17 protein-coding genes, 1 tRNA gene and 3 pseudogenes are annotated in these 21,654 nt (G+C 63.8%); 14 read left to right on the top strand and 7 right to left on the bottom strand.

The window, feature by feature from the left end; genetic code table 11:
* Positions 1-260 precede the first annotated feature (260 nt).
* The gene (locus tag AC6I65_RS11785; RefSeq protein ID WP_497902063.1) at positions 261-662 is read left to right on the top strand and encodes a hypothetical protein; all 402 of its coding nucleotides are present in this window, start codon (positions 261-263) and stop codon (positions 660-662) included.
* A 98-nt stretch (positions 663-760) separates the two neighbouring features.
* Here the strand turns inward: AC6I65_RS11785 and AC6I65_RS11790 are convergent, their stop codons facing one another.
* The 3 genes from AC6I65_RS11790 to dnaK form a co-directional block, all read right to left on the bottom strand.
* The gene (locus AC6I65_RS11790; RefSeq protein WP_497902064.1) at positions 761-1,510 is read right to left on the bottom strand and encodes a hypothetical protein; all 750 of its coding nucleotides are present in this window, start codon (positions 1,508-1,510) and stop codon (positions 761-763) included.
* A 125-nt stretch (positions 1,511-1,635) separates the two neighbouring features.
* Complete coding sequence (dnaJ, locus tag AC6I65_RS11795; RefSeq protein WP_497902065.1) at positions 1,636-2,799, bottom strand: molecular chaperone DnaJ; 1,164 nt, start codon at positions 2,797-2,799, stop codon at positions 1,636-1,638.
* A 204-nt stretch (positions 2,800-3,003) separates the two neighbouring features.
* Positions 3,004-4,920 carry a molecular chaperone DnaK gene (gene dnaK, locus AC6I65_RS11800; RefSeq protein WP_497902066.1) on the bottom strand — a complete coding sequence of 639 codons (1,917 nt, stop codon included), beginning with the start codon at positions 4,918-4,920 and terminating at the stop codon, positions 3,004-3,006.
* 458 nt (positions 4,921-5,378) lie between these two features.
* Between dnaK and AC6I65_RS11805 the strand changes: the two genes are divergently transcribed.
* On the top strand, positions 5,379-7,298 hold the full coding sequence (locus tag AC6I65_RS11805) for a right-handed parallel beta-helix repeat-containing protein (protein ID WP_497902067.1): 1,920 nt from the start codon (positions 5,379-5,381) through the stop codon (positions 7,296-7,298).
* Between the two features lie 200 nt (positions 7,299-7,498).
* On the opposite strand, the gene AC6I65_RS11810 is transcribed toward AC6I65_RS11805, so the two are convergent.
* Positions 7,499-8,248, bottom strand: coding sequence for a peptidoglycan DD-metalloendopeptidase family protein (locus AC6I65_RS11810; RefSeq protein WP_497902068.1), 750 nt, complete (start codon positions 8,246-8,248; stop codon positions 7,499-7,501).
* A 352-nt stretch (positions 8,249-8,600) separates the two neighbouring features.
* Positions 8,601-8,674: transfer RNA gene (locus tag AC6I65_RS11815), tRNA-Lys, on the bottom strand.
* A gap of 149 nt (positions 8,675-8,823) precedes the next feature.
* Between AC6I65_RS11815 and AC6I65_RS11820 the strand changes: the two genes are divergently transcribed.
* Positions 8,824-10,293: a DHH family phosphoesterase gene (locus AC6I65_RS11820; protein WP_497902069.1), complete on the top strand. Its 1,470-nt coding sequence runs from the start codon at positions 8,824-8,826 to the stop codon at positions 10,291-10,293.
* A 54-nt stretch (positions 10,294-10,347) separates the two neighbouring features.
* Here the strand turns inward: AC6I65_RS11820 and AC6I65_RS11825 are convergent, their stop codons facing one another.
* Positions 10,348-10,641, bottom strand: coding sequence for a PRC-barrel domain-containing protein (locus AC6I65_RS11825; protein ID WP_254157076.1), 294 nt, complete (start codon positions 10,639-10,641; stop codon positions 10,348-10,350).
* A 169-nt stretch (positions 10,642-10,810) separates the two neighbouring features.
* Here AC6I65_RS11825 and AC6I65_RS11830 point away from each other — a divergent pair, with 169 nt between their 5' ends.
* The 10 genes and pseudogenes from AC6I65_RS11830 (at position 10,811) to AC6I65_RS11875 (ending at position 19,285) form a co-directional block, all read left to right on the top strand.
* Positions 10,811-11,536 carry an HD domain-containing protein gene (locus tag AC6I65_RS11830; protein WP_497902070.1) on the top strand — a complete coding sequence of 242 codons (726 nt, stop codon included), beginning with the start codon at positions 10,811-10,813 and terminating at the stop codon, positions 11,534-11,536.
* Complete coding sequence (locus tag AC6I65_RS11835; RefSeq protein ID WP_497902071.1) at positions 11,460-12,323, top strand: cyclase family protein; 864 nt, start codon at positions 11,460-11,462, stop codon at positions 12,321-12,323. Before AC6I65_RS11830 ends, AC6I65_RS11835 begins: the two co-directional genes overlap by 77 nt.
* Complete coding sequence (locus AC6I65_RS11840; RefSeq protein WP_497902072.1) at positions 12,323-12,688, top strand: hypothetical protein; 366 nt, start codon at positions 12,323-12,325, stop codon at positions 12,686-12,688. Before AC6I65_RS11835 ends, AC6I65_RS11840 begins: the two co-directional genes overlap by 1 nt.
* A gap of 102 nt (positions 12,689-12,790) precedes the next feature.
* Positions 12,791-13,330, top strand: a complete 540-nt coding sequence (gene msrA, locus AC6I65_RS11845) for a peptide-methionine (S)-S-oxide reductase MsrA (RefSeq protein ID WP_497902073.1) — start codon at positions 12,791-12,793, stop codon at positions 13,328-13,330.
* Between the two features lie 82 nt (positions 13,331-13,412).
* Positions 13,413-14,165 carry a helix-turn-helix transcriptional regulator gene (locus tag AC6I65_RS11850; protein WP_497902074.1) on the top strand — a complete coding sequence of 251 codons (753 nt, stop codon included), beginning with the start codon at positions 13,413-13,415 and terminating at the stop codon, positions 14,163-14,165.
* 69 nt (positions 14,166-14,234) lie between these two features.
* Positions 14,235-15,040: pseudogene (locus tag AC6I65_RS11855) on the top strand (cob(I)yrinic acid a,c-diamide adenosyltransferase).
* A gap of 105 nt (positions 15,041-15,145) precedes the next feature.
* Positions 15,146-15,910, top strand: a complete 765-nt coding sequence (locus AC6I65_RS11860; protein ID WP_497902075.1) for an ABC transporter ATP-binding protein — start codon at positions 15,146-15,148, stop codon at positions 15,908-15,910.
* A gap of 52 nt (positions 15,911-15,962) precedes the next feature.
* Positions 15,963-17,393: a hypothetical protein gene (locus AC6I65_RS11865; protein ID WP_497902076.1), complete on the top strand. Its 1,431-nt coding sequence runs from the start codon at positions 15,963-15,965 to the stop codon at positions 17,391-17,393.
* A gap of 51 nt (positions 17,394-17,444) precedes the next feature.
* Positions 17,445-18,839, top strand: a complete 1,395-nt coding sequence (locus AC6I65_RS11870) for a bifunctional metallophosphatase/5'-nucleotidase (RefSeq protein ID WP_497902077.1) — start codon at positions 17,445-17,447, stop codon at positions 18,837-18,839.
* Between the two features lie 35 nt (positions 18,840-18,874).
* Complete coding sequence (locus AC6I65_RS11875; RefSeq protein ID WP_497902078.1) at positions 18,875-19,285, top strand: universal stress protein; 411 nt, start codon at positions 18,875-18,877, stop codon at positions 19,283-19,285.
* 108 nt (positions 19,286-19,393) lie between these two features.
* Here AC6I65_RS11875 and AC6I65_RS11880 read toward each other — a convergent pair.
* Positions 19,394-20,388, bottom strand: a pseudogene (locus tag AC6I65_RS11880) (mechanosensitive ion channel family protein).
* Positions 20,389-20,513: 125 nt separating this feature from the next.
* On the opposite strand from AC6I65_RS11880, the pseudogene trmB reads away from it, so the two are divergent.
* Positions 20,514-21,571, top strand: a pseudogene (gene trmB, locus AC6I65_RS11885) (HTH-type sugar sensing transcriptional regulator TrmB).
* Positions 21,572-21,654: the final 83 nt, after the last annotated feature.

Below are 21,654 nucleotides of genomic sequence, written 5' to 3' on the forward strand. Positions count from 1 at the left end.
GGCGTGCTCCCTCCCTCCCCCCGGAGCTGATGGAGCAATTGAGTCATACACGCATTCATGACCGTCACCGATAATGATGTTTCCCATACGTTCCAGTTCCTGGACATAAATGTTGTGGGTGTCCTCGAGCATAGTGTATCCGCGTTCTCGAAATCAATTATCGTCTCATCGCTCTATCCGAGCCTCGAGGTCAGTGTCCGACCAGGTTCGTCGGGCCACGAATCGAAACGGTTAGGAACGCATTCGACGACCGACGGGACGTGGCTCGAGGTGAGACGGGAAGCGGCGACCGTTCACGTCGACTGGCGGGAGCGATGGTACTCGTCGTCGCCGGCGGACTCGCCTTGTTCGCCCCGACCGTCCGCCTCCTGCTGGCCGGCCTCGTCCTGCTGGCCGGCCCGGTGTCGATTTACGGGGGCCTCCTCGCGTTCCTCAGAGGGAATCTCGGAATGCGCAGTGCGTTTCGACTCGTCCTTGGGCTAGCGGTCGGGACGCTCGCTCCGATGTTACTCGTCCTGGCGCTGATCGCGTCGGGGACCTTCGCGTTAGTCGTGGGTGTTCTCGGTGGCTCGTGTAGCGTGCTGGCGCTCGTGTTCGCGTCGACCGCGTTCAGTCGCGAACGAACGCCGGCCGAGCGGTACGTCCCGCCGACCGACGGCTGACGGCTGACGTCGACCAGGGCGGATACGATCGACTCAACCAACCACGCAGAACAGTCGAGCGCTCGAGTGCTCGAACGGTCGAGAATATCGAACGCCGTCTACTCGAGTTGGATCGCAGAGAGTGACCGTACCGGGCCAGCTGTGCGAGAGCGGTCGTCTTCGGTCGTAACGACGAAGTCGACGTCCGTATCGACGTCGTCGACCGGAGGCTCTGAATCCGAATCCGAATCCGAATCGGAGAGCACGGTGACCGCATCCACGAGCAGCGGCGCGACGACGCCCCCGACGACCGCTCGCGGATCCGAAAGAGGCGCCCGCAGCGCCACCCGATCGCCAGTCTCGAGCCCCCACTCGTCGACGACATCGGTAGCCGTCTCGAGTACCGTCAGATGACTGTACCTGCGCCGGCCGTCGACGAGCAACGGCGTCCCGGGATCGATCTCGAGCGGCGGAAACGATGGGTTCTCGCTCCAGAGACCACTCTCGAGGTGACGGACTCCTGGATCGTCGGGGCGCTCGCCGTAACCGACTCGCTGAGCACCTTCGGGGAGGGCGTATTCCCCGAGGTCGCTAACCGGCGCGACGAGCGTTCGCAGATCCTCGCTCCCTCCCAGGTCGTGGGGCGGATCGAACCTGGTCCGGGACTCGAGCAGCGCTGTCCCGAAAAACGAGAGTAGCGCGAGCGGACCCGATCCGACGACGCCGACGGTGACGCCCCGGCGAACGCCCGTGTGGCGCAGAAAGTTCCCGGCCTTCCACGCCGAGGTACGAAGCCAGTGGGCGTCGTACGTTCGACCGGTTGCGTCCTCGAGTGCCGCCGCTCGCTCCGTCGTTCGCGTTCGAAACACGCAGCCAGCGTTTCCATACCCGACCTACTCACCGCGATTACAAAAGCGCCGTCACTTTCGCGTGGGTTCGGGGGAAGGGATGTAGGAATTAGAGACGAGAAGTGAGAGACTCGAGAAACGAGAACTTAGAAACTCCGCTTGATCTTCTCGAAGAAGCCCTCGCTCACCTCGATTTCCTCACCGCCAGCCTCGGCGAACGCCTCGAGCGCCTCTCGCTGCTCGTCGTTGAGCGACTCCGGCGTGACGATCTGCACGCGGACGTAGAGGTCCCCCTGGCCGTACCGCCGCAGGCGCGGCATCCCCTTGCCCTCGAGGCGGAACGTCTCCCCGCTCTGGGTTCCCTTCGGCACCTCGAATTCAACTGATCCCTCGAGCGTCGGCACCTGCACGCTGTTGCCGAAGGTGGCCTGCGGGAACGAGATCGGCAACTGGTAGTGGAGGTCGTCGCCCTCGCGTTCGAACTCGGGGTGGTCGGCGATCGAGATGTCGATCAACAAGTCGCCGTGGGGCCCCCCGTTCGGACTCGGGGCGCCCTCGCCCTCCATCCGGAGGGTCTGGCCGTCGTCGATGCCCGCTGGAATTTCGACGGACAGCGAGGCCTCGTTGCGAACGTACCCCTCGCCGCGACAGTCGTCGCAGGTTTCGGAGTACAGCGTCCCCTCGCCCTCACACCGGGGACAGGTCGTCGTCTGCTGGACCCGGCCGAGCGGCGTCTGTTGGACCTGGGTTACCTGCCCGCGACCCTGACACTCCGGACAGGTCGACGCCTCGGCCTCGGGCGGATGGCCCTCGCCGTCGCAGGTCTCACACGCCTCGGGGCGCTCGACCGTGAACTGCTTTTGGACGCCCTCGAACGCCTGCTCGAGGTCGATCTCGAGGCCCGTTCGGAGGTCTCGGCCCTTGCGGGGCCGGTTGCGACCGCGGCCGCGGCCACCGCCGCCGAAAACCTGCTCGAAGATGTCGCCGAGGCCGCCGCCCATGCCACCCATACCGCCCATGCCGCCGAACGGATCGCCGCCCATGCCGCCTGGGCCACCACCGCCGGCATCGAACCCGTGTTTCTCAGCCTGTTCGTACCGATCGTGGCCCATCCGGTCGTAGGCCTGGCGCTTCTCCTCGTCGGTGAGCACCTTCTTCGCCTTCTGGATCTTTTTGAACTTCTCTTCGGCGTCCGGATCGTCGCTGACGTCCGGATGGTACTCCGTGGCCTTCTTCCGGTACGCCTTTTTGATTTCCTCGGCGGAGGCGTCCTGGCTCACGCCGAGCACGTCGTAGAAGTCCTCGCTCATTCGTTATCCACTGGTATACCGTTGAGACACTTGAAACGACCGTTCTGCGTTCACTGCTCGAGCGAGGATAGAGTCGTGAAAGCGAGACAGCGAAAATCAGCTGATCGCTGACGGTCGGTTCAGATTAGCTTTCTGCGTTCCTCCTCGCTTTCGTCGGTTTTGTCGACATCGTCAGAGGCAATCTGACGAAACGACGAAACCGCCTCAGTCTTCGTCCTCTTCGTCGACGTCTTCGAAGTCGGCATCGACGAACTCTTCGCCCTCGTCGTCGCCAGCCGCACCGCCGGGGCCGGGGTTCGGGCCGCCACCCATGCCCGCGCCGGCTCCAGCGGCGCCCGCACCGCCTGCGCCACCAGCGCCGCCGGCACCCGCCGCAGCCGCCTCCTGGTAGATCTGCTTGCCGATCTCCTGAAGCTCCGTGCTCAGGTCCTCGGTCGCCGATTCGATCGCCTCGGCGTCGGCGTCCGAATCGTCGATCGTCTCCTCGAGATCGTCGACCGCGGCCTCGATGCTCTCGCGGAGGTCGTCGTCGACGTCGTCGTTCTCCTCGAGGAGCGTTTCGGCTCGCTGGATCGTCGCCTCGGCCGTGTTTCGAGCCTCGATACGGTCGCGACGCTGCTTGTCCTCCTCGGCGTGTTCCTCGGCCTCGCGCTGCATGCGCTCGATCTCGGCGTCCGACAGTCCGGCACCGCCCTCGATGGTGATCTCCTCGCTGGTGCCGGTTCCCTTGTCCTCTGCGCTCACGTTGACGATGCCGTTCTCGTCGATGGAGAACGTGACCTCGATCTGGGGCGTTCCCGCGGGCGCGGGCGGAATACCGGTCAGGTGGAACTCGCCGAGCATCTCGTTCTTGTTCGCGAGTTCGCGCTCACCCTGGAAGACCCGGACCTGGACGGACGTCTGGTTGTCCGCCGCGGTCGTGAAGATCTTCGACTCCTCGGTCGGAATCGTCGTGTTCTTCTCGATGAGGCGCTCGAAGAGGCCGCCCTTGACCTCGATTCCCAGGCTCAGGGGGGTGACGTCGAGCAGGACGATGTCGTCGACCTCGCCGCCCAGCACGCCACCCTGGATCGCTGCGCCCAGCGCGACGGCCTCGTCGGGGTTGACGTTCTTCTGGGGCGCCTCGCCGATCAACTCCTCGACCTGTTCGCTGACCTGAGGCATCCGAGTCGAACCGCCGACGAGAATGACCTCGTCGATGTCCTCTTTCTCGTATCCCGCGTCCTCGAGGGCCTGTTCGGTCGGTTCGACCGTGCGCTCGATCAGATCCGAGGTGAGCGATTCGAACTTCGCGCGTGTGAGGGACTTCTCGAGGTGGATGGGGCCGTCGTCGGTGGCCGTGATGAACGGCAGGTTGATCTCGGTCTCCTTGCGCGAGGAGAGTTCGATTTTGGCCTCCTCAGCGGCGTCCTTGAGCCGTTGGAGGGCCTGTCGGTCCTCGCGGAGGTCCATACCGTGTTCGTCCTCGAACTCCTCGGCCAGCCAGTCGATGATCGCGTGGTCCCAGTCGTCGCCACCGAGGTCGTTGTCCCCGTTGGTCGCGACGACCTCGTAGACGCCGCCACCCAGGTCGAGGATGGAGACGTCGAAGGTACCGCCACCGAGGTCGTAGACGAGAACCGTCTGGTCGGAGTCGTCGTCGAGACCGTAGGCCATCGACGCGGCCGTTGGCTCGTTGATGATGCGCTCGACGTCGAAACCGGCAATTTCGCCGGCGTCTTTGGTCGCCTGGCGCTGGGTGTCAGAGAAGTACGCCGGGACCGTAATGACGGCCTTCTCGACGTCGTCACCGAGGTACTCCTCGGCGTCGCGCTTGATCTTCTGGAGGATCATCGCCGAGATCTGCTGGGGCGTGTACTCCTCGCCCTCGATCTCCACGGTGTAGTCCTCCTCGCCCATGTGGCGCTTGATCGACGCGATGGTCTTCTCCGGGTTCTGGATCGCCTGGTTCTTCGCCGGTTTGCCGACGAGGCGCTCGTCGTCATCGGTGAACGCAACGACGGAGGGCGTCGTTCGGTCGCCCTCCGCGTTGACGATAATCTCCGGATCGCCGCCTTCCATCACCGCGAAGGCGCTGTTCGTCGTCCCGAGGTCGATTCCGAGAATCTTGTTACTCGCCATCTGGTCCCCATTTGTGCGCACTTTGGTTTAAAGGTTACTACACGACTCGAGGTGGCGAATATAATCCACGTTTAGCGGCGTGCTCGCCGGATTGCGGTGGCCTACGAGTGATAGACGGTCGGTGGGACGATGTCGACTCGTTCTCGAGAAGACGGTATTCCTATCGAAGTGATGGTACTCGTCGAACGACCGTTATCAAGGTCTGTAATGCGGATTAAACAGGTTCGTTCGCCTCGAGAGAACAACGTCGAGAACAGTCCGATCTTCGTAGAATTCCATTCAGGGGCATCGAGTATTTCGATGCTAATCGGACGCAGAGACGACTTACATTAGCTCAAGAGTTCTTTCATGTACGGCTTAATTAATAGCTATTCATTCACACACCGTTGAATATCACAACAAATGCCCAATTATTGGACGAGAAAGTTTATGTATCATTGGTAAAGTCCCCTGACTGTATGGCACGCGACACTCCGGTCGACTCGAGTAGCGATCAGCTACCTAAACGTAATCAACGCCAAACGACTGATGGAATCCTCCATCGGCGTTCGTATCTCAAACTCGCTGGCTCGGCCGTTGGCCTAGCCGCCGGGGCAGGAACGGCGGCGGCCGCCACTGACGCCGAAGCCGACGTCAACATCGTCGATGCTGGTGCGGATAATTCCGGGAACACGTCGATCAACGACGTTCTCGAGTCCGTTCATGAGAATGGTACGACGATTTACTTTCCACCAGGAGAGTATCGTCTCGATTCCTTCCGGAACGGGGCGGACAACTGGACGTGGGTTGGCGAGGACGCAACGTTCGTCGTTCCATCCCACGTCACCGAGGGGTACCTCCACCTGACGGGCAACGGCTGGACCATCGACGGCATCGACATCGACTTGTCCGCCGATGGCGCGGCCCCAGTCAACTTCCTTCACGGCGGCGACTGGACGTTCAGGAACGTCGAGTTCGTCGGGCGGATGAGCGACCCCTCGAGTCGCGCCAACTCGGAGCTCCTCTACATGGACGCCGAACGCAGCACCCAGGGGCTCGTTGAAAACGTCCGCGCGATGGACGGCTCTGCGGCCGTCGACGACTCGTCGAATCGCGGCGGACTACAAATCGTCGGCTCCGAGGGTGACCTGACGCTGCGAAACGTAGCGGTCTCGGGCTTCGCGAACAACTCGATGTACTTCCACAACATGCCCGGTCACCTGTTGATCGACAACTGCTACCTCGAGGACACGAACACGGGTATCAGAATCGGTGGGAACACGACGGTTCGAGATACCGTGTTCAACCAGTCGCAAGCCCCACCGGCACGATGGTCTGGTGCGAGCGCGGCGCGCGGTATCTGGATCAACTCGAATAGCTCGACTTCGGGTGACATCACCATCGAAGGCTGTGAGTTCGTGATGAGCGATCCGAGTGGTGCCCACGCGATTTATACGTCGAATTCCCACGAGGGAATCGAGATCCGCGATTGCGTGATTCGCCAGGATAGCAACTTTTACGCTGTTCAGCTCGCCGAGGGCGGCTCAGGACAGACAGTCATCGAGAACGTCTCAATCACCGGCGACTCCTCGAAGGCGGGCATCTACCTCAGCGGTCGGAGCGGTGCTCGACTGCGCAATCTTTGTCTTCAGAAAGCCGGAGACGGCATCCGCGTTCGGAACTCGAGCGACGTTCAGATCGAGAACTCGACGATCAACGTCACCGGAACGTCCATCAGTGGAAGCCCGGCCACGAGCGGCATCTCGAATAACGGGACGTGTCCGGTCCCGGACGGCGACGGGGCACCGGAGGAGACGAACGACGAAAATCCTGGGAACGACGACGAACAAGAAGAGACGACGGAACCCGACGGAACGCCGATCCGTCTCGAGGGCGAAGCTGAGTACCGAATCGCCGTCAGCGGTGACATCCAACCGGCACCCGAGATCGCCCAGTGGGTAACCGAGGGCGAACAGTACGGGGACAGCGAGGTCGACTGGTACCTCACCGGCTCGTGGACGGAGTGGTACTTCACCGGCGAGATCGAGGCGTTCGAACTCGAGAACGTCGAGGAGCTCACCGTCTACCTCGACGGAGAGGAGGTGAACCCGGACGATCTCGGGGCGTCCAACGACACCGGATCGGCGGAGAAGACTATTCGACTCGAGGGCGAGTGCGACTACCGGATCACTGTCAGCGGTGACATCCGTCCGGACGAGTCGATCGCCCATTACGTGACTGAAGGCGAGCAGTATGGCGACGGCGAGGTCGACTGGTACCTTACCGGCTCGTGGACGGAATGGCACTACACGGGCGAGATCGAGACCTTCGAAGTCGACTCGACGGACGACCTCTGCGTGTACGTCAACGGCATCAGAGTCAACACGAACCGGTTGTAGTCATCGATAATCGCGGTCATTTCTCGTTTTCTCCAGTTAAACTCTCCCGAGGTCGAATTCTCCCGGTTCCTCGAGAGAACCAGAAACGGTGTACCGACGGTAGGATCCGGATACCGGCTAGTAAAACCGCTTTAGCCCTCGAACGTCACTGACGGCCTCAGTGGGTTCACCTAGTACTGACACTACGGCAGGCTGTAAGTTCAGATATCGGGATAGTCTTTCGGTATTCTGGTGCCTGCAGTGACGGTTTCGCCGTCGTAGCCAGGAATCGAGAGGTGGTTGCCGTTTCGTTCGATCGTGAAGTGCAGGTGAGGACCGGTCGAATTACCGGTGTCGCCCATGCCACCAATCTTCTGACCACGCGCGACGCTCTCTCCTTGCACCACGTCGAAGCTGTTCAAGTGGCAGTACATCGTCTGGTAGCCATTTCCGTGCCCCAGTTTGAGGTAATAGCCACAGCCATCCGCCTGGTAACTTCGGACGTCCACGACGCCGCTGTGGGCCGCGTAAATCGGTTCGCCGATGTTGCCGTTAGCGCCGAAATCCACTGCGTAGTGACCAGGACGAGCGCCGTACGGAGACGTAATGTATCCGGTAATCGGCCAGTCGAAGTCCGATTCCGAACCACCGCCGGAGGTGGACTGGAGGTACCGTTCGACCGACCAGCCCCACACGTTCCGGTCGAGCCAGTGGACTCCCCACCACCGGTAGCCGTCCTTGTCGATCGGTCCGTTCATAATCTCGCCGACCTCGCCGTTGTTCAGTGTGGCGACGATTGGTGAGTCGGTGCCGGGTTGTTCCCGAGTGTTCAGTGCGCTCGCGGTAACTTCGACGCGCTCGCCGTCGCTAAACGCGCTCGCCGAACCGCTCAGGGCCGCGGTTCCGGTGATTCCGGTCGCGGCAATTCCGATCGATTTGACGACTGAACGCCTGCTGAATTTTCGCGACATAGCCAGACACAAAATATAGTCGTGCATGTTTAATAGTTACTGTTTTTGACACCTCTATTATATAAATTTCTAATTAATAGACATTCAACTATTGATAGATTCGCGCTGTGTCTTCAGTGATACTGTGAAAACACGTCGCACCTCGAGGATTTCATCAGGCCCGAATTTCCTCTGTGGCTCAGAACGTCTCTCTTCCGCAGGGTAGCGCTTGAATCGGAGTCCGATACGCTAGCGCAGAAAGCGGTCCGGGCACGATTTGAACACACGGTCGTTCCGCTTCGCTTCACTCCCTGCGTTCAAATCCCGCCGGATCCAGTACCTGTCGCTCACGGGTTTGTTCGCGACAGGATAGCGGGCCGGGCGCGATTTGAACACGCGACCGTCTGATTAAGAGTCAGACGCTCTGCCTAACTGAGCTACCGGCCCTGTACATTCGAGTTTTTGCCCGCCGCTCAAATAGGTTTCCTTTAGGAAGCAATGTGGCACGCACGGACACGCCATCGGCCGGACAGTGCAACGACAACCGTAACCGTCTTCGGGAACGTTAAGTACAGTCGGTTCAACCGGACTGTCACATGAGTACGGGGGTTACAATTTCGTCGATTTCGGACTACGCGATCCTCGGGTGCGGGAGCGTCGGCTACGCCGTCGCCGAGGAACTCGCCGAGCAGGGAAAAGACGTCCTGATCATCGACCGCGACGAAAACCGCGTCGAGTCCCTCCGTGACCAGGACCTCGACGCCAGAACCGCCGACATTCGCGAGGTCGAGGCTGCCAACCTCGTCGCCGACCGCTCGGTCGTCCTCATCCTCGCCTCCGACGTCGAGGCCAACAAACAGGCCGTCGAGCACATTCGCAACGTCAACGGCGACCAGTTCATCGTCGCGCGCGCGAGTGATCCCGTCTCCGGCGACGAACTCGCCGACCTCGGGGCCGACATCGTCATCAACCCCTCGACAGTTATCGCCGACTCCGCGCTGCGGGCCCTCGAGTCCGGCGAACTCGAGCACAACGCCGCGACCCTCGCGGGCCTGCTCGAGGAGACGACGGGACGGCTGGCGATCCTCACCCAGCCCAGTCCCGACCCCGATTCGATCGCCAGCGGAGCGGCGTTGCAGGCGATCGCGGCCCACCTCGGCATCGAATCCGACATCATCTATCTCGGAGATATCGGCCACCAGGAGAACCGGGCGTTCGTCAACTTACTCGGCATCGACCTTCTGCAGTGGGACGACGTCGAGGACCAGTCGGTCTACGACACCGTCGCGCTCGTCGACCACACGAGCACCGAGGACCTCACGCTCGAGGTCGACGTGCTAATCGACCACGCCGAGCCCGAGGAGGGTCTCGAGCCCTTCTTTACCGACATTCGACCCAACATGTCCTCGACCTCGACGATCATGACGAAGTACATCCAGGAGTTCGACATGAACGTCTCCGAGGAAGTGGCGACGGCGCTGCTCTACGGCATCCGCGCCGAAACCCTCGACTTCAAGCGCGACACGACGCCGGCCGATCTGACTGCTGCCGCATACCTCTATCCCTTCGCGAACCACGACACGCTCGAGCAAGTCGAGTCGCCCTCGATGTCGCCCGAGACGCTCGACGTGCTGGCCGAGGCCATCGCGAATCGGGACGTCCAGGGGAGCCACCTCGTCTCGAACGCTGGCTTCGTCCGCGACCGGGAGGCGCTGATGCAGGCCGCGAGCCACCTCCTGAACCTGGAAGGCGTGACGACGACGGCCGTCTTCGGGGTGGCGGAGGAGACCATCTTCCTCGCCGCTCGCTCGAAGGACATCCGAATGAACATCGGGAGCGTGCTGGCCGACGCCTACGGCGAGATTGGCGAGACGGCGGGCCACTCGACGCAAGCCAGCGCGGAGATTCCCCTCGGGATCTTCACGGGAATCGAAATCTCCGACGACACGCGCGAGACGCTCCTGACGCTGACCGAGGAGGCCGTGAAGCGAACACTGTTCGACGCGATGGGCGTCGAGGGCGAAGGTAACGGGAGCAGGACGGCCCGTTCTCGTCGGGAGAGATAGAAGCGAGTTTGTGAACCGCGTCCGTGTCCGTATCCGTATCCGCGTACCGCCAGCCTACGCGACCAGTTCGTCTTCTTCCTCGTCCGGTTCCTTGACGCGTTCGACGACGTCGGTCACGAGGATGATGTCGCCGACGGATCGTACCCACCGGTACGGCAGAATGACGCCGCGAGCGGTGGTGACTTCGTCGCCGAAGAGTTCGTAGTTGAGTCCCCCCAGTGCCAGTCCGGTGACGGCTTCGCCGCCGACGTTCAGTCGCAGGTCCTCGACTTCGCCGACGAAGACGCCGTTGTTCGAGTAGACCTCGCGTCCGACGAGCGAGGTAATCTCCTGTGGAGTGTCGTCCATGTATCCACCCATGCACGGCGGACTCTTAATTCTTAGTCAGACAGTCCGGCGTTCGAGTGGGTGTTCGTCGGTCACTCGATCACTCGAGCTCCCGAGTTCGCGCGGCCGGTCGAGGATGACCCGGCAGCCGTTCCCGAACGATTTTGTCGGCGGCCACGAACGAGTGCCCATGAACGACGTTTTCGAGCGGGTTCGTCCCGTCGCCAGAACCTACTTCGACGACGCGGTGACGCCGGCCCACGACTGGCACCACGTCAGGCGCGTCGAAACGAATGCGCGCCGCCTCGCTGCCGAACGGACGGACGTCGACCAGGACGTACTGCTGTTGGCTGCGGTTCTCCACGACATCGGCCGACCGAAGGAAGATGCGGGCGCCATCGACGACCACGCCGAGTGGGGCGCCCGCGAGGCCCGGACGATTCTCGAGTCGGTCGACCACCCTCCAGAGTCGATCGACGCCGTCGCTCACTGCATCCGCGCGCACCGCTTCTCGAACGACGTCGACCCCCGGACGGCCGAGGCACGCCTCCTCTCGGACGCCGACAACCTGGACGCGCTCGGAGCCATCGGCCTCGCGCGCACGTTCTCCTACGGGGGCGAACTCGGAACGACGATTTACGATCCCGGCCTCCCGCCGGCCAAGGACGACACGCGCGCCGGCGCGACCAGCGTCAATCACGTTCACAAGAAGTTGCTTCGATTACCCGAGCGAATGTACACGCCAGAGGGGCGGGCCGTCGCCGAGGAGCGCGCTCAGGTCGTCGAATCGTTCCTCGAAACGCTCGAGCGCGAGGTGAGCGGCGAGGACGAGGTGAGTGGTGAGCCGAGCAACCACGACTCGAGCAGCGAGCCACTGGCGCAAGACTCGAGCGAGGAGCAAGGGGACGGAGCGTGAGTCGATGACCGTCCACGACCTCTCGTACCCACTCGAGACCGGCATGCCCGTCTACCCCGGTTCGCCGCCGGTCGCGGTCGAACCCGCGACGACCGTCGCGGACGACGGCTACGCGACCACGGACCTCTCGTTCGATTCTCACACGGGGACGCACGTTGACGCGCCCGCACACATGCGGGCGGACGGCACGACGCTCGATCACTTCGACGTGGAACGGTTCCGATTTCGGGCCGTTCTCGCGGATTGCCGCCCGCTCGAGCCTCGAGAACCGATCGGGGCGGGCGACCTCGAGCGGACGGTGGCTGAAAGTATGAACGTAGACGGAGACCCCGACCTCCTCATCTGCCGAACTGGCTGGGAAACCCACTGGGGAATCGATCGAGCGTTCGACCATCCCTACCTGACCGCGTCGGCCGCCGACTGGCTAGCCGAGCGCAAACTCGACCTCGGCATCGACGCGATGAACGTCGACCCGACGCCAGGAAGCGACCCCGCCCCGGACGAACCGGACGGCTACCCATTCCACCGTACAATGTTCGCCGACGACCGGGTTCTCCTCGAGAACCTTCGGGGCTCGAGGCGCTCCCCACCGGCGAGGCGTTCACCGTCCACGCGTACCCGCTCGCGGTCGCGAACGCCGACGGCGCCCCCGTTCGGGCGGTCGCCGTGCTCGAGTAAGACGGGAGAAAGCGAGATGGGCGAGGGTGAGATAATTGAGAGCGAGACGACCGAGAGCGAGCCGTCGTCTCAGAACGCTTTTCCCCCGATCGGTCCTTGCTCGAGGTGATGGCAGATCCCGCCCAGTTCCTGGTCGCCCTCGTCGGCGCCGTTCTCGTCGCCGTCGCCACCATCGTCGTCTACCGGGACGCCGACCGCCTCGAGTTCGAGCGCCCGTGGCTGTGGGCCGCCGTCGTCGCCGCCCCGATGCTCCTCGCGCTGTCGCTCCACATCGTGATCGGGACCGTCCCGATCCCAGGCCTGCTCGTGCTCGTGGTCGCGGGGCTCGCCTTCTACGCGTTCGAACGCGACGACGCGGTCCACGGCGACGATACTGCCGATCCACACGTCCTCCCTGGCGGGTCCGATGCAGGTGATGGGACTCCACCAGGCGAATCCGATGCGGAGACCGGCGAAGGCGAAGGCGATCGGTGACCGACGATTCAGATACCGGCGAACGCGACGACGATCGGTAACCTGATGTCAGAACGACCGAAATCCCGCCACACCTTTTGCCGGCCAGCACGTACGGCGTCCATGGAACGAGCGACCCTCGGCGGCGGCTGTTTCTGGTGTATCGAGGCGGCGTACAAGGAACTCGAAGGCATCGCGTCGGTCACGTCGGGCTATGCGGGCGGCCACGTCGAGGACCCGAGCTACGAGGCCGTCTGCAGGGGCGAGACCGGCCACGCGGAAGTCGTCCAGCTCGAGTACGACCCCGACGTGATCGGGTACGACGAGATACTCGAGGTCTTCTTCACCGTCCACGATCCGACACAGGTGAACCGACAGGGACCGGACGTCGGCACCCAGTACCGATCGGCAATCTTCACCCACGACGACGAGCAACGCGAACTCGCGACGGCGTTTATCGAGGAACTCGAGGCGGAGGGCGTCTACGACGACGAAATCGCGACCGAGATCGAACAGCTCGAGGCGTTCTACGAGGCCGAGGCGTACCACCAGGATTACTTCGAGAAGAATCCCACGGATGCCTACTGTCGGATGCACGCCGCGCCCAAAATCGACAAGGTTCGCGAGAAATTCACCGAGCGTGTAGCCGAATCGACGCAGTAGGAGTGGCAGACGGAACCGTTTCGAACCTGGCAACTCCCGAGAGTTATTACTCCTCGCCACGAACCACGAGACGAACTGATGCATGGACGAGTTACTTGCAGCACGAAACGCCCTCCTCGAAGCCCTCCTCGAAACGCCACGGACGAAACCCGAACTCGTCGACGAGCTGTCCACGTCCCGGTCGACGATCGACCGCGGGATCGCGTCGTTGCTCGAGACCGGGTGTATCGAACGACGCGACTCGGCGTACCTCGCGACCGAGACTGGCCGACTCGCCTGTCGCGCTCGACGAGACTATCTCGCCGACCTGGAGCAGATCGAACGGGCCGAACCGATCCTGACGGAACTCCCCCTCGAGTCGATCGACCTATTGTTCCTTCGCGAGGCATCGATCGACGTGCCGAGTCCGCAGGCGCCGTGGACGGCCCTCGAGACGAGCATGCGTCACATCCGTGATGCGTCGGCGGTGTACGGTACGGCCCCAGTGGTCTTCGACCTCTACTTCGACGAGTTCCTGGAATCGATTGAGAACGGCGGGTTACGCGCGGAATTGATCCTCGACCGGAACCTGTTTTCCTCGCTCGAGGACGACCAGCACGACCGGCTTCGGGAGATTATCGAAGCGGACTGCGGTCGGCTGTACACGACTGCGCTCGAGACGTCGTACGCTATCTGGATCGCCGAAGGGGAGACCGTCGTCGCCGGACTAACGGTGTACTCCGAAAACGGGCTCGCGGGCGTCCTCCGAACCGACGACCCCGAGAGCGTCGACTGGGTTCGCGAACAGTACCGCGAACGCCGAGCCGAGTCCGAACTCGTCTGGAACCCCGACTGAGGTCGGTCGACGCGGGGAGACAGCGTTCGATGGCACAAACGGTTAGGTCGTGACGGCCCGAGATGACCCATGGACGGACCAGAGGTAAACGGCGGCGAGCGTGAGGGCGACAGCAATGGTGAGAGTCAGGGCGACAGCGATGGCGGGCCGGAAGCCGGGACCGACGTCGACAACGCACTGGAGGCAAGGGCTGACATCGAGAACGAGTCCGACGTCTTCGAGAACACCCCTGGTGGCGGAACCACGCCCACCGCTCGACCGATCACGCCCGATGCCCCCTCGGAGTTCGGCCTGGTGCAGGTGTGGTGGGGCGACGGCAAGGAAAGACCACGGCCGCGATGGGACTGGGGCTGCGGGCCGCGGGAAACGGCTTTCGGGTCCACATGCTCCAGTTCATGAAAGGCGGCGCCTCGAGCGTCGAGGCCGTTCGCGGCGAGTACAACGCCATCGAGTCGCTTCCCGGGTTCAGCTACGAGAACCTCGGCCACTACGGCTGGCACGGGATGGCCGACGGCAGCGACGACGTCGACCACGAGCGCGAGGCCAGATCCGGACTCGAGCGTGCTCGCGACCTGGTGGCGGCGGCGAACGAAGCCGACCTGACGACGCCGTTTCCGCTCGACTCCGATCCCGACGACGGCGTCCACATGCTCGTTCTCGACGAGATTCTCTACGCGGTCGAGAGCGAGCTCATCGAGCCCGAATCCGTGGTCGAACTTCTCGAAACTAAACCGGACTCGCTCGAGGTCGTGCTTACGGGCGGACACACCGAACCGGCGTACCTCCTCGAGCACGCCGACCTCGTGACGGAGGTCGCCAAGCGTCGTCATCCCTTCGACGACGGCCAGCGGGCGCGGCGCGGGACGGAGTACTGACGCTGGACTGTGTGCTGACTGTCCGAAAACGACCCGTCGTGCTGTCACTCCTCGACAAAACGGACAGTACAGTTATGGGGAACGCCCGATGAATCCTCCACAGCAATGGTCGCGCTCCGCGTCACCGGACTCGAGAAGTCGTTCGGGTCGGTGACCGCACTCTCGGAAATGAGTTTCGCCGTCGAGTCGGGCGAACTCTTCGGCTTTCTCGGCCCTAACGGCGCCGGCAAGACGACGACGATCGGCATCCTCACGGGCCGACTCGCGCCCGACGCGGGCGAGGTGTCCGTCCTGGGGACCGATCCCACGAGCGAGCCGGTCGAGACGCGCCGACGCGTCGGAATCCTCCCCGAGCAACAGTCGCCGCCGAGCTTCCTGACGCCGCGCGAGTACTTCGAGTTCGTGGGCTCGATCCGCGGACTCGAGCCCGACACCGTTTCCGCCCGCGTCGACACCTGGGCCGACCGCCTCGGCTTCGCGAGCAAACTCGAGACGCTGCACACCGACCTCTCGCGAGGCCAGCAACAGAAGGTCATGATCACGCAGGCGTTCCTCCACGAACCCGACCTCGTCTTCATCGACGAACCGCTCGTCAACCTCGACCCACTCGTCCAGGAGCGGGTGAAAGCGTTCCTGCTCGAGTACGTCGACCGCGGACACACGATTTTCGTGTCGACGCACAACGTCGACGTCGCAGAGGCCATCTGCACCCGCGTCGGGTTCGTTGCCGACGGGACCTGCCGGATCGTCGAGACGACCCCCGACGGTGGCGGACTTCGCGAGCAATTCCTCGCGTACGTCGAGACGACCGATTCCGAGGACGTACCGACGCTCGAGGGTGAGGACTCGACCCCGGCGCCGCGACAGTAGCCCCGCTGACCCACGAACCCACGTACTACCGTACTCACGAACTACCGATCCCATGTCCACGTCCCACGATTGGCTCGTCTTCCGCGCGCTCGCCCTCGAGGAGTGGCGACTCCACGCCCGACTGTTCGGCGGCCGACGGTTCTACGCCTTTCCGCTCGTCGTCGCGACTCTCGTCGTCGCTGGCGGGTTCGCCCTGCGCGAGACGGGCTACGCGACCGATTCGATTCTGGCCGGCGTCCACGTCGCCGCCCTCGCGTTCGGCCTCTACAGCGGCACCGCCGCCTTCGCCGGCTCGGACATGCTCGAGAACGTCTTCGGCGACCTCTCCTTGCTCCTCTCGAGTGCGGACACCCTGCCGCTGTCCCGACGACGGTTGCTCGCACACTTCCTGCTGAAGGACGCCCTCTTCTACGGGGTGACGATGATTCTGCCGCTCTCGCTGGTGGTCGTACCGCTCGAGGGGCTCTCGGTTTCGACGCCAGGGAACGTCATCGGGCTCTGGCTCTCGCTGTGGCTCGTCTTCGCTGCCGGAATGACGGCGACGCTCGCCCTCATCGCTCTCCGAACCCGAGGACTCTCGACCCGGGGCGGACTGCTCGGCGTCCTCGCAGTCGGCGGCGCGTGGTTGGTCGCGGGCCGCCCGCGCCCCTCCGTCTCCGTGACCGACCTCGTCCTGACCGGGGTGCCGCTCTGGCTGACTGCCTCCCTCGTCGCCGTGCTCGTCGTGACCGCCGCACTCTCCGTGCGAGTCTACGATCCCGCGTACGCGCGCCCGACGCGGACGTACCGCCAGCGCTTTCGGAGCCTCGAGTCGTTGCCCGGAAGCGACCCCCTCGTCGCGAAGACGCTGCTGGACCTGGCGCGCTCGAGCGGCGGCATCTGGAAGCCGCTCGTGTCGGTGGGAATCCTCCTCGGCCTCGTCGTCGTGCTCGTCGGGGTCGTTCGAGACGGTGTCGGGATCGAACCCGCGCTCGGCCCGTTCTTCGGGAGCGTGCTCGGCCTGTCGGCCTTCACGACCTACAACTGGCTGACCCAGTTCGACGCGGTCGAGTCCTACGCGGCCTACCCCGTCTCGGTTACGGCTGTCTTTCGGGCGAAGCGAGTCGCCTTCTACCTCGTCGGCCTCCCGACCATGACGCTCGCCTACCTCGTTGCACTCGCCTGGGCTCGACCGCCGCTTCTCGACGCTGCCGTCGGGTTCGTGCTCCTCGTCGGCCTTGCGCTGTACTACTACGGATTGACCGCCTTCGTCGCCGGCTTCGACCCCAACGAGTTCCTCTTCGACGCGGTCCGGTTCGGCGCGTTCACCCTCGGCGTCGCCATCGCCCTGGTGCCGACGCTCGTCGTCGGCTTCGTCGCCGTGCCACTTACTACCGCCGTCGCGGCCGTACTGACTGCGATCGGCTGTATCGCCGGGGCGCTCGGGTGGTGGCTCGCCGTCCGTTCGGAACCGCGGTGGACGCGTCGGTACCGCCGCGGGTGACGATGACCCAAACCGACGGAGCAAAGACCGTCGAATCGAAAGGACCGTCGAATGCCCGCTCGCGTCCTCCAGTACTCCGACGTCGAAAACGCCTGCGACGAGCCCGCACGGATCGGACGGCTCGCAGCCGCCCTCCAGCGGTACCGGGACGAGGACACGGTGGTCGTTGGCACCGGTGACAACACGGCACCCGGCGTGTTGCCGCTCGTGATGGAGGGGAGACAGGCCCTGGAATTTTACGACGCCGTTGACCCCGACCTCGAGACCTTCGGCAACCACGACTTCGATTTCGGCGTCGATGCGACTCGCGAAATAGTCCGCCACTCCCCGCAGACTTGGCTGACCGCGAACGTGCGGCGCAACGGCGGCCCGTTCGGGTCGGACGTTGGCGTCCGGCCGTGGACCGTGCTCGAGCGAGACGGGACGCGGATCGGTTTCACGGGAGTCACGACGCCGCGGACGGTGTCGCTGAACCCGATGGCGACGGACATCGACGTTCGCGACCCCGTCGAGACGGCGCGGGCGGCGATCGACGACCTTCGCGACGAGGGGGTCGACTACGTCGTCGTCTGCTCACACCTCGGGCGAGGCGACGACGCCCTCGCTCGGCAGGTCGACGCCGACGTCGTCCTCGGGGGGCACGTTCCGAGCGCCCGGAACGAGGTCGTCGAGGGGACGCTACTCACGCGACCCGGCGACGGCGGGACGGCGATCGTGGACCTTACGTTCGAGCGCGACGGGCCGACTGCAACGATTCGGCAGACGACCGAACTCGAGCCCCACGAGGACGTGGTCCGGTCGTTCGAAGCCCTCCAGGCCGAGACGGGACTCGACGAAGTAATCGCCCGCGTCGACGAACCGCTCGATCGGTCCGAGACGACGCTCTTTGGCGGCGAGGCCAGGCTCGGGAACTTCGTCACCGACGCCTACCGCTGGAAGACCGGGGCCGACGTCGCTATCCAGAACAGCGGCGGGCTCAGGACCGGGACGACGCTCTCGGGTGACGTCACGGTCGCCGACGTGATCAGCCTCGTCCCGTTCGAGGAACCCGTCGCCGTCGCCGAGGTCAGCGGTTCGACGCTCGAGGCCATTTTCGAGGGTGGCGCCGGACTCGACCTGGGCTTCGCCGAACCGGACTGGTGGCACGCCCAGGTGAGCGGCGCCGTCCTCGAGTGGAACCCGACGGATCACCGCGTCGTCGTCGACAGCGTCGGCGGAGAACCGCTCGATCCCGACCAGTGTTACCGCGTAGCAACCTCCGATTACCTCTTTCACACCGACGACGAGTTTCCCGCGCTCGACCCGGCGGATCGCGTCAAGCGAACCGAGGTTTGCCAGTACGACGTGCTGGTCGAATACGCCAGACGGCACGGCATCGACCCCGCTATCGAGGGGCGCGTGCGTCGACTCGAATCACGACTCGAGTCGAGCGAACGCACCGAGTGAAACGTTTACCACTACGGACCGCGTTTCCTCTCGTGATGACTCTGGTCGTGGTCCCCGTTCGGTACCCATTAACGAACAATTCTCGCCGCACGCTCGAGGAGGCCATCGAGGTCGCCCGCGAGCGGAACGCGGCTCTCTCGGTGTTGCACGTCAATCTCTATCAGAACGGCAAGACGGTGACGCGGTCGGATCTGAAATCGGCTGTCGAACGCCAGTTCGGTCGTCTGGAGAACACTCGATACGTCGTTCGATCGGGATTTCTCGTCGAAGAGACGATTCTCGACGAAGTCGCCGGCGAAGAGGCGGACGTCGTCGTCGTGGGCACCAAACAGGTGAGCCGCTGGCGACGCATCATCGGACGGGTGATGGACAACCCTAACATCGAGCGGTACCTCAAGAACCACCTCGAGTGCGAAGTGATCACGGTCGGCCAGGCCATCGCGTAGGCTGAGTCAGGGACCCTTTTGTGGCGAGACTGCCCCGCTCGTTGTAACCCGGGCTGGACGGCTACTGGTCGAGATCGGAGTCCGTGTCTCGAACGGGTCGATCGTGGGCTATTCGTTCCCGTCTCCATCCCCGTCGGCAACCTGTTCGTGTTTTCGGCTCGTCGGCCGGGGCTCGAGTTCGCGGTCGACCTGCGCGACCCGGGCAGTACCACTGGTTTCGTCGAAGACGTGGTGGGTGTGCGGGTAGGCGAACTCGACTCCTCCGCGCTGAACCGGTCGCGGATTGCTCGATTGACCGCCGAGCGGACGACCGTGATCTTGTACGGGTGGTTCACCCAGAACCGGACCTGTAGGGTGACGCCGCTGTCGCCATACTGGAGGACGTCACACGTCGGCGAGGCGGCGTACCGGGCGCTCCCGATGCGAATGTCCGGGCCGCCGGCGATCACGTTGTCGACGCCTCGCGTTGCTCGTTCGGAGACGCGTATAGCCGTCTCGAGGTCGCTCTCGTAGGTAATCTCGAACGAGACGGACAACCGTGTCCGTTCATCCTCCGCGGAGAAGTTGACGACGTCCCGGGCGTTGATCTCCGAGTTCGGGATGACGATGAACGTGTTCTCGAGCGTGAATATCTTCGTGTAGCGGATCGTGATGTCTTCGACGAACCCCCGGTGGCCGCTGTCGGTGACTTCGATCATGTCGCCGATTTCGTAGGGCTGGTCTGAGAGGACGAACAGGCCGTTGATCAGGCTGCCGACCAGGGGCGCGAGCACGATACCCACCATGGCCGAGATGACCGTCACCGGAAGCAGGATTTCGACGCCGGTCAGACCGAGGATGTTGGCCGCAATCAGGACCGTGAATGCGATGACCGTGATTCGAACGGCCCGAAGGACCGTTCGCGTCACCGACGGCCGTTCGATTTTTTGGGCGATCGTCCGGCCAGTGAGACGAACGACGACCTTCGAGAGGTACCAGCCGACGAGCAGCACGAAAACGGCGAACGCCAGGTCGACGACCCCGGGTGGAATCCAGTCGGGAGCGAGTGACCGGAGCCCCTCCTCGACGGCCGTCTCGTTGCCACCCGTGGCGTTCTGCAGCATACCCTCACTGTCAGGGGCGTCGTGGTTAAGCGTTCTGAAGGGTTCGACACTGGGTACTCTGTTCTGGAATCAGGTGCTACTCGAAACATAAAAAATGTTTTAGCGGTCGCGTTCGATGACCGCGTATGGCCACTGACGAACTGCGTTCGACGGTCGAACGCGTGGGCGATCGATTCAATCTCGGCGAGTACGAGATCGACGCCTACCTGACCGTCCTCGCACACGGACAGCTCACGGCGAGCGAAATCGCCGATCGAACCGACATCCCACAGCCGCGCGTCTACGACACCGTCCGCAGTCTGAGCGACCGCGGCCTGGTCGAACTCCGCGAATCCCGCCCGATGAAGATCGTCGCGATCGACCCCGGCGACGCCTTCGACGACGTCCAGGACGCCCTCGAGGAGATGGTCGACGAACTCGAGGCCCGGTACACCGCTCCGGCGCGAGAGACCGAGGCCGTCTCCCTCGTGAAATCGCGATCGACGATCCTGCGCTACCTCGAGGAGATCATCGAGCAGGCCGAGTACGAACTGGCGCTCTCGTTGACCCCCGACCTGCTGATCCGCTTCGAGGACCAGCCCGGACGGCGACGAGCGCCGACGTCAGCGTCGACCTGATCGTGACGCCCGCCGTGGAGGCGCCCCTTCCCGCGGAGTTCGACTACGAGGCCGTGGCGACGACGGCCCGTGCCCGCCGCGGGATCACGACTCCGGTCATCGCCGTCGCCGACGGCAACTACTCGATGTACGCGACCCAGGACGCCCTCCGGGACGACCAGGACCGCTACGGTGTCATCTTCAACCGCTCCGCGCTCGGCTTCCTGGTGTCGGGCTTCTTCGGCACCGTGCTCTGGACGACCGCCGAGCAAATCCTGGGTGAGAACAGCGAAGGTCGTCCCTATCCCCGGAAGTACGCCTCCATCCGCCGCTGCGTCAAGGACCTCATCGAGGACGGCGGCGAGTTCTACGCTACTATCGAGGGGCGTGACGTCGAGCGCGGGGGTTCGCGAGTCGTTCGTGGCCAGGTCGTCGACGTCTCCTTCGAGGTGAGCGAGGAGGTCGCCAGCCTGACCCTCGAGACCGACGACGGCTCCGTGAGCGTCGGCGGTCGGGTCGCCGCGATCGAGGACATCGAGGCTCACGAGATTCACATCGGTCGCCAGGAACCGCCGACGCTCGAGTAGTGTGAGTCGGTGGGTGCGTGACGCGGTGGGCGTGTCCAATCGAGCGTCGAGTCGGACTCGAGGAGCGAGTCGGTACCCGAACC

The organism is Natronosalvus sp. KLKA75, assembly GCF_059736265.1.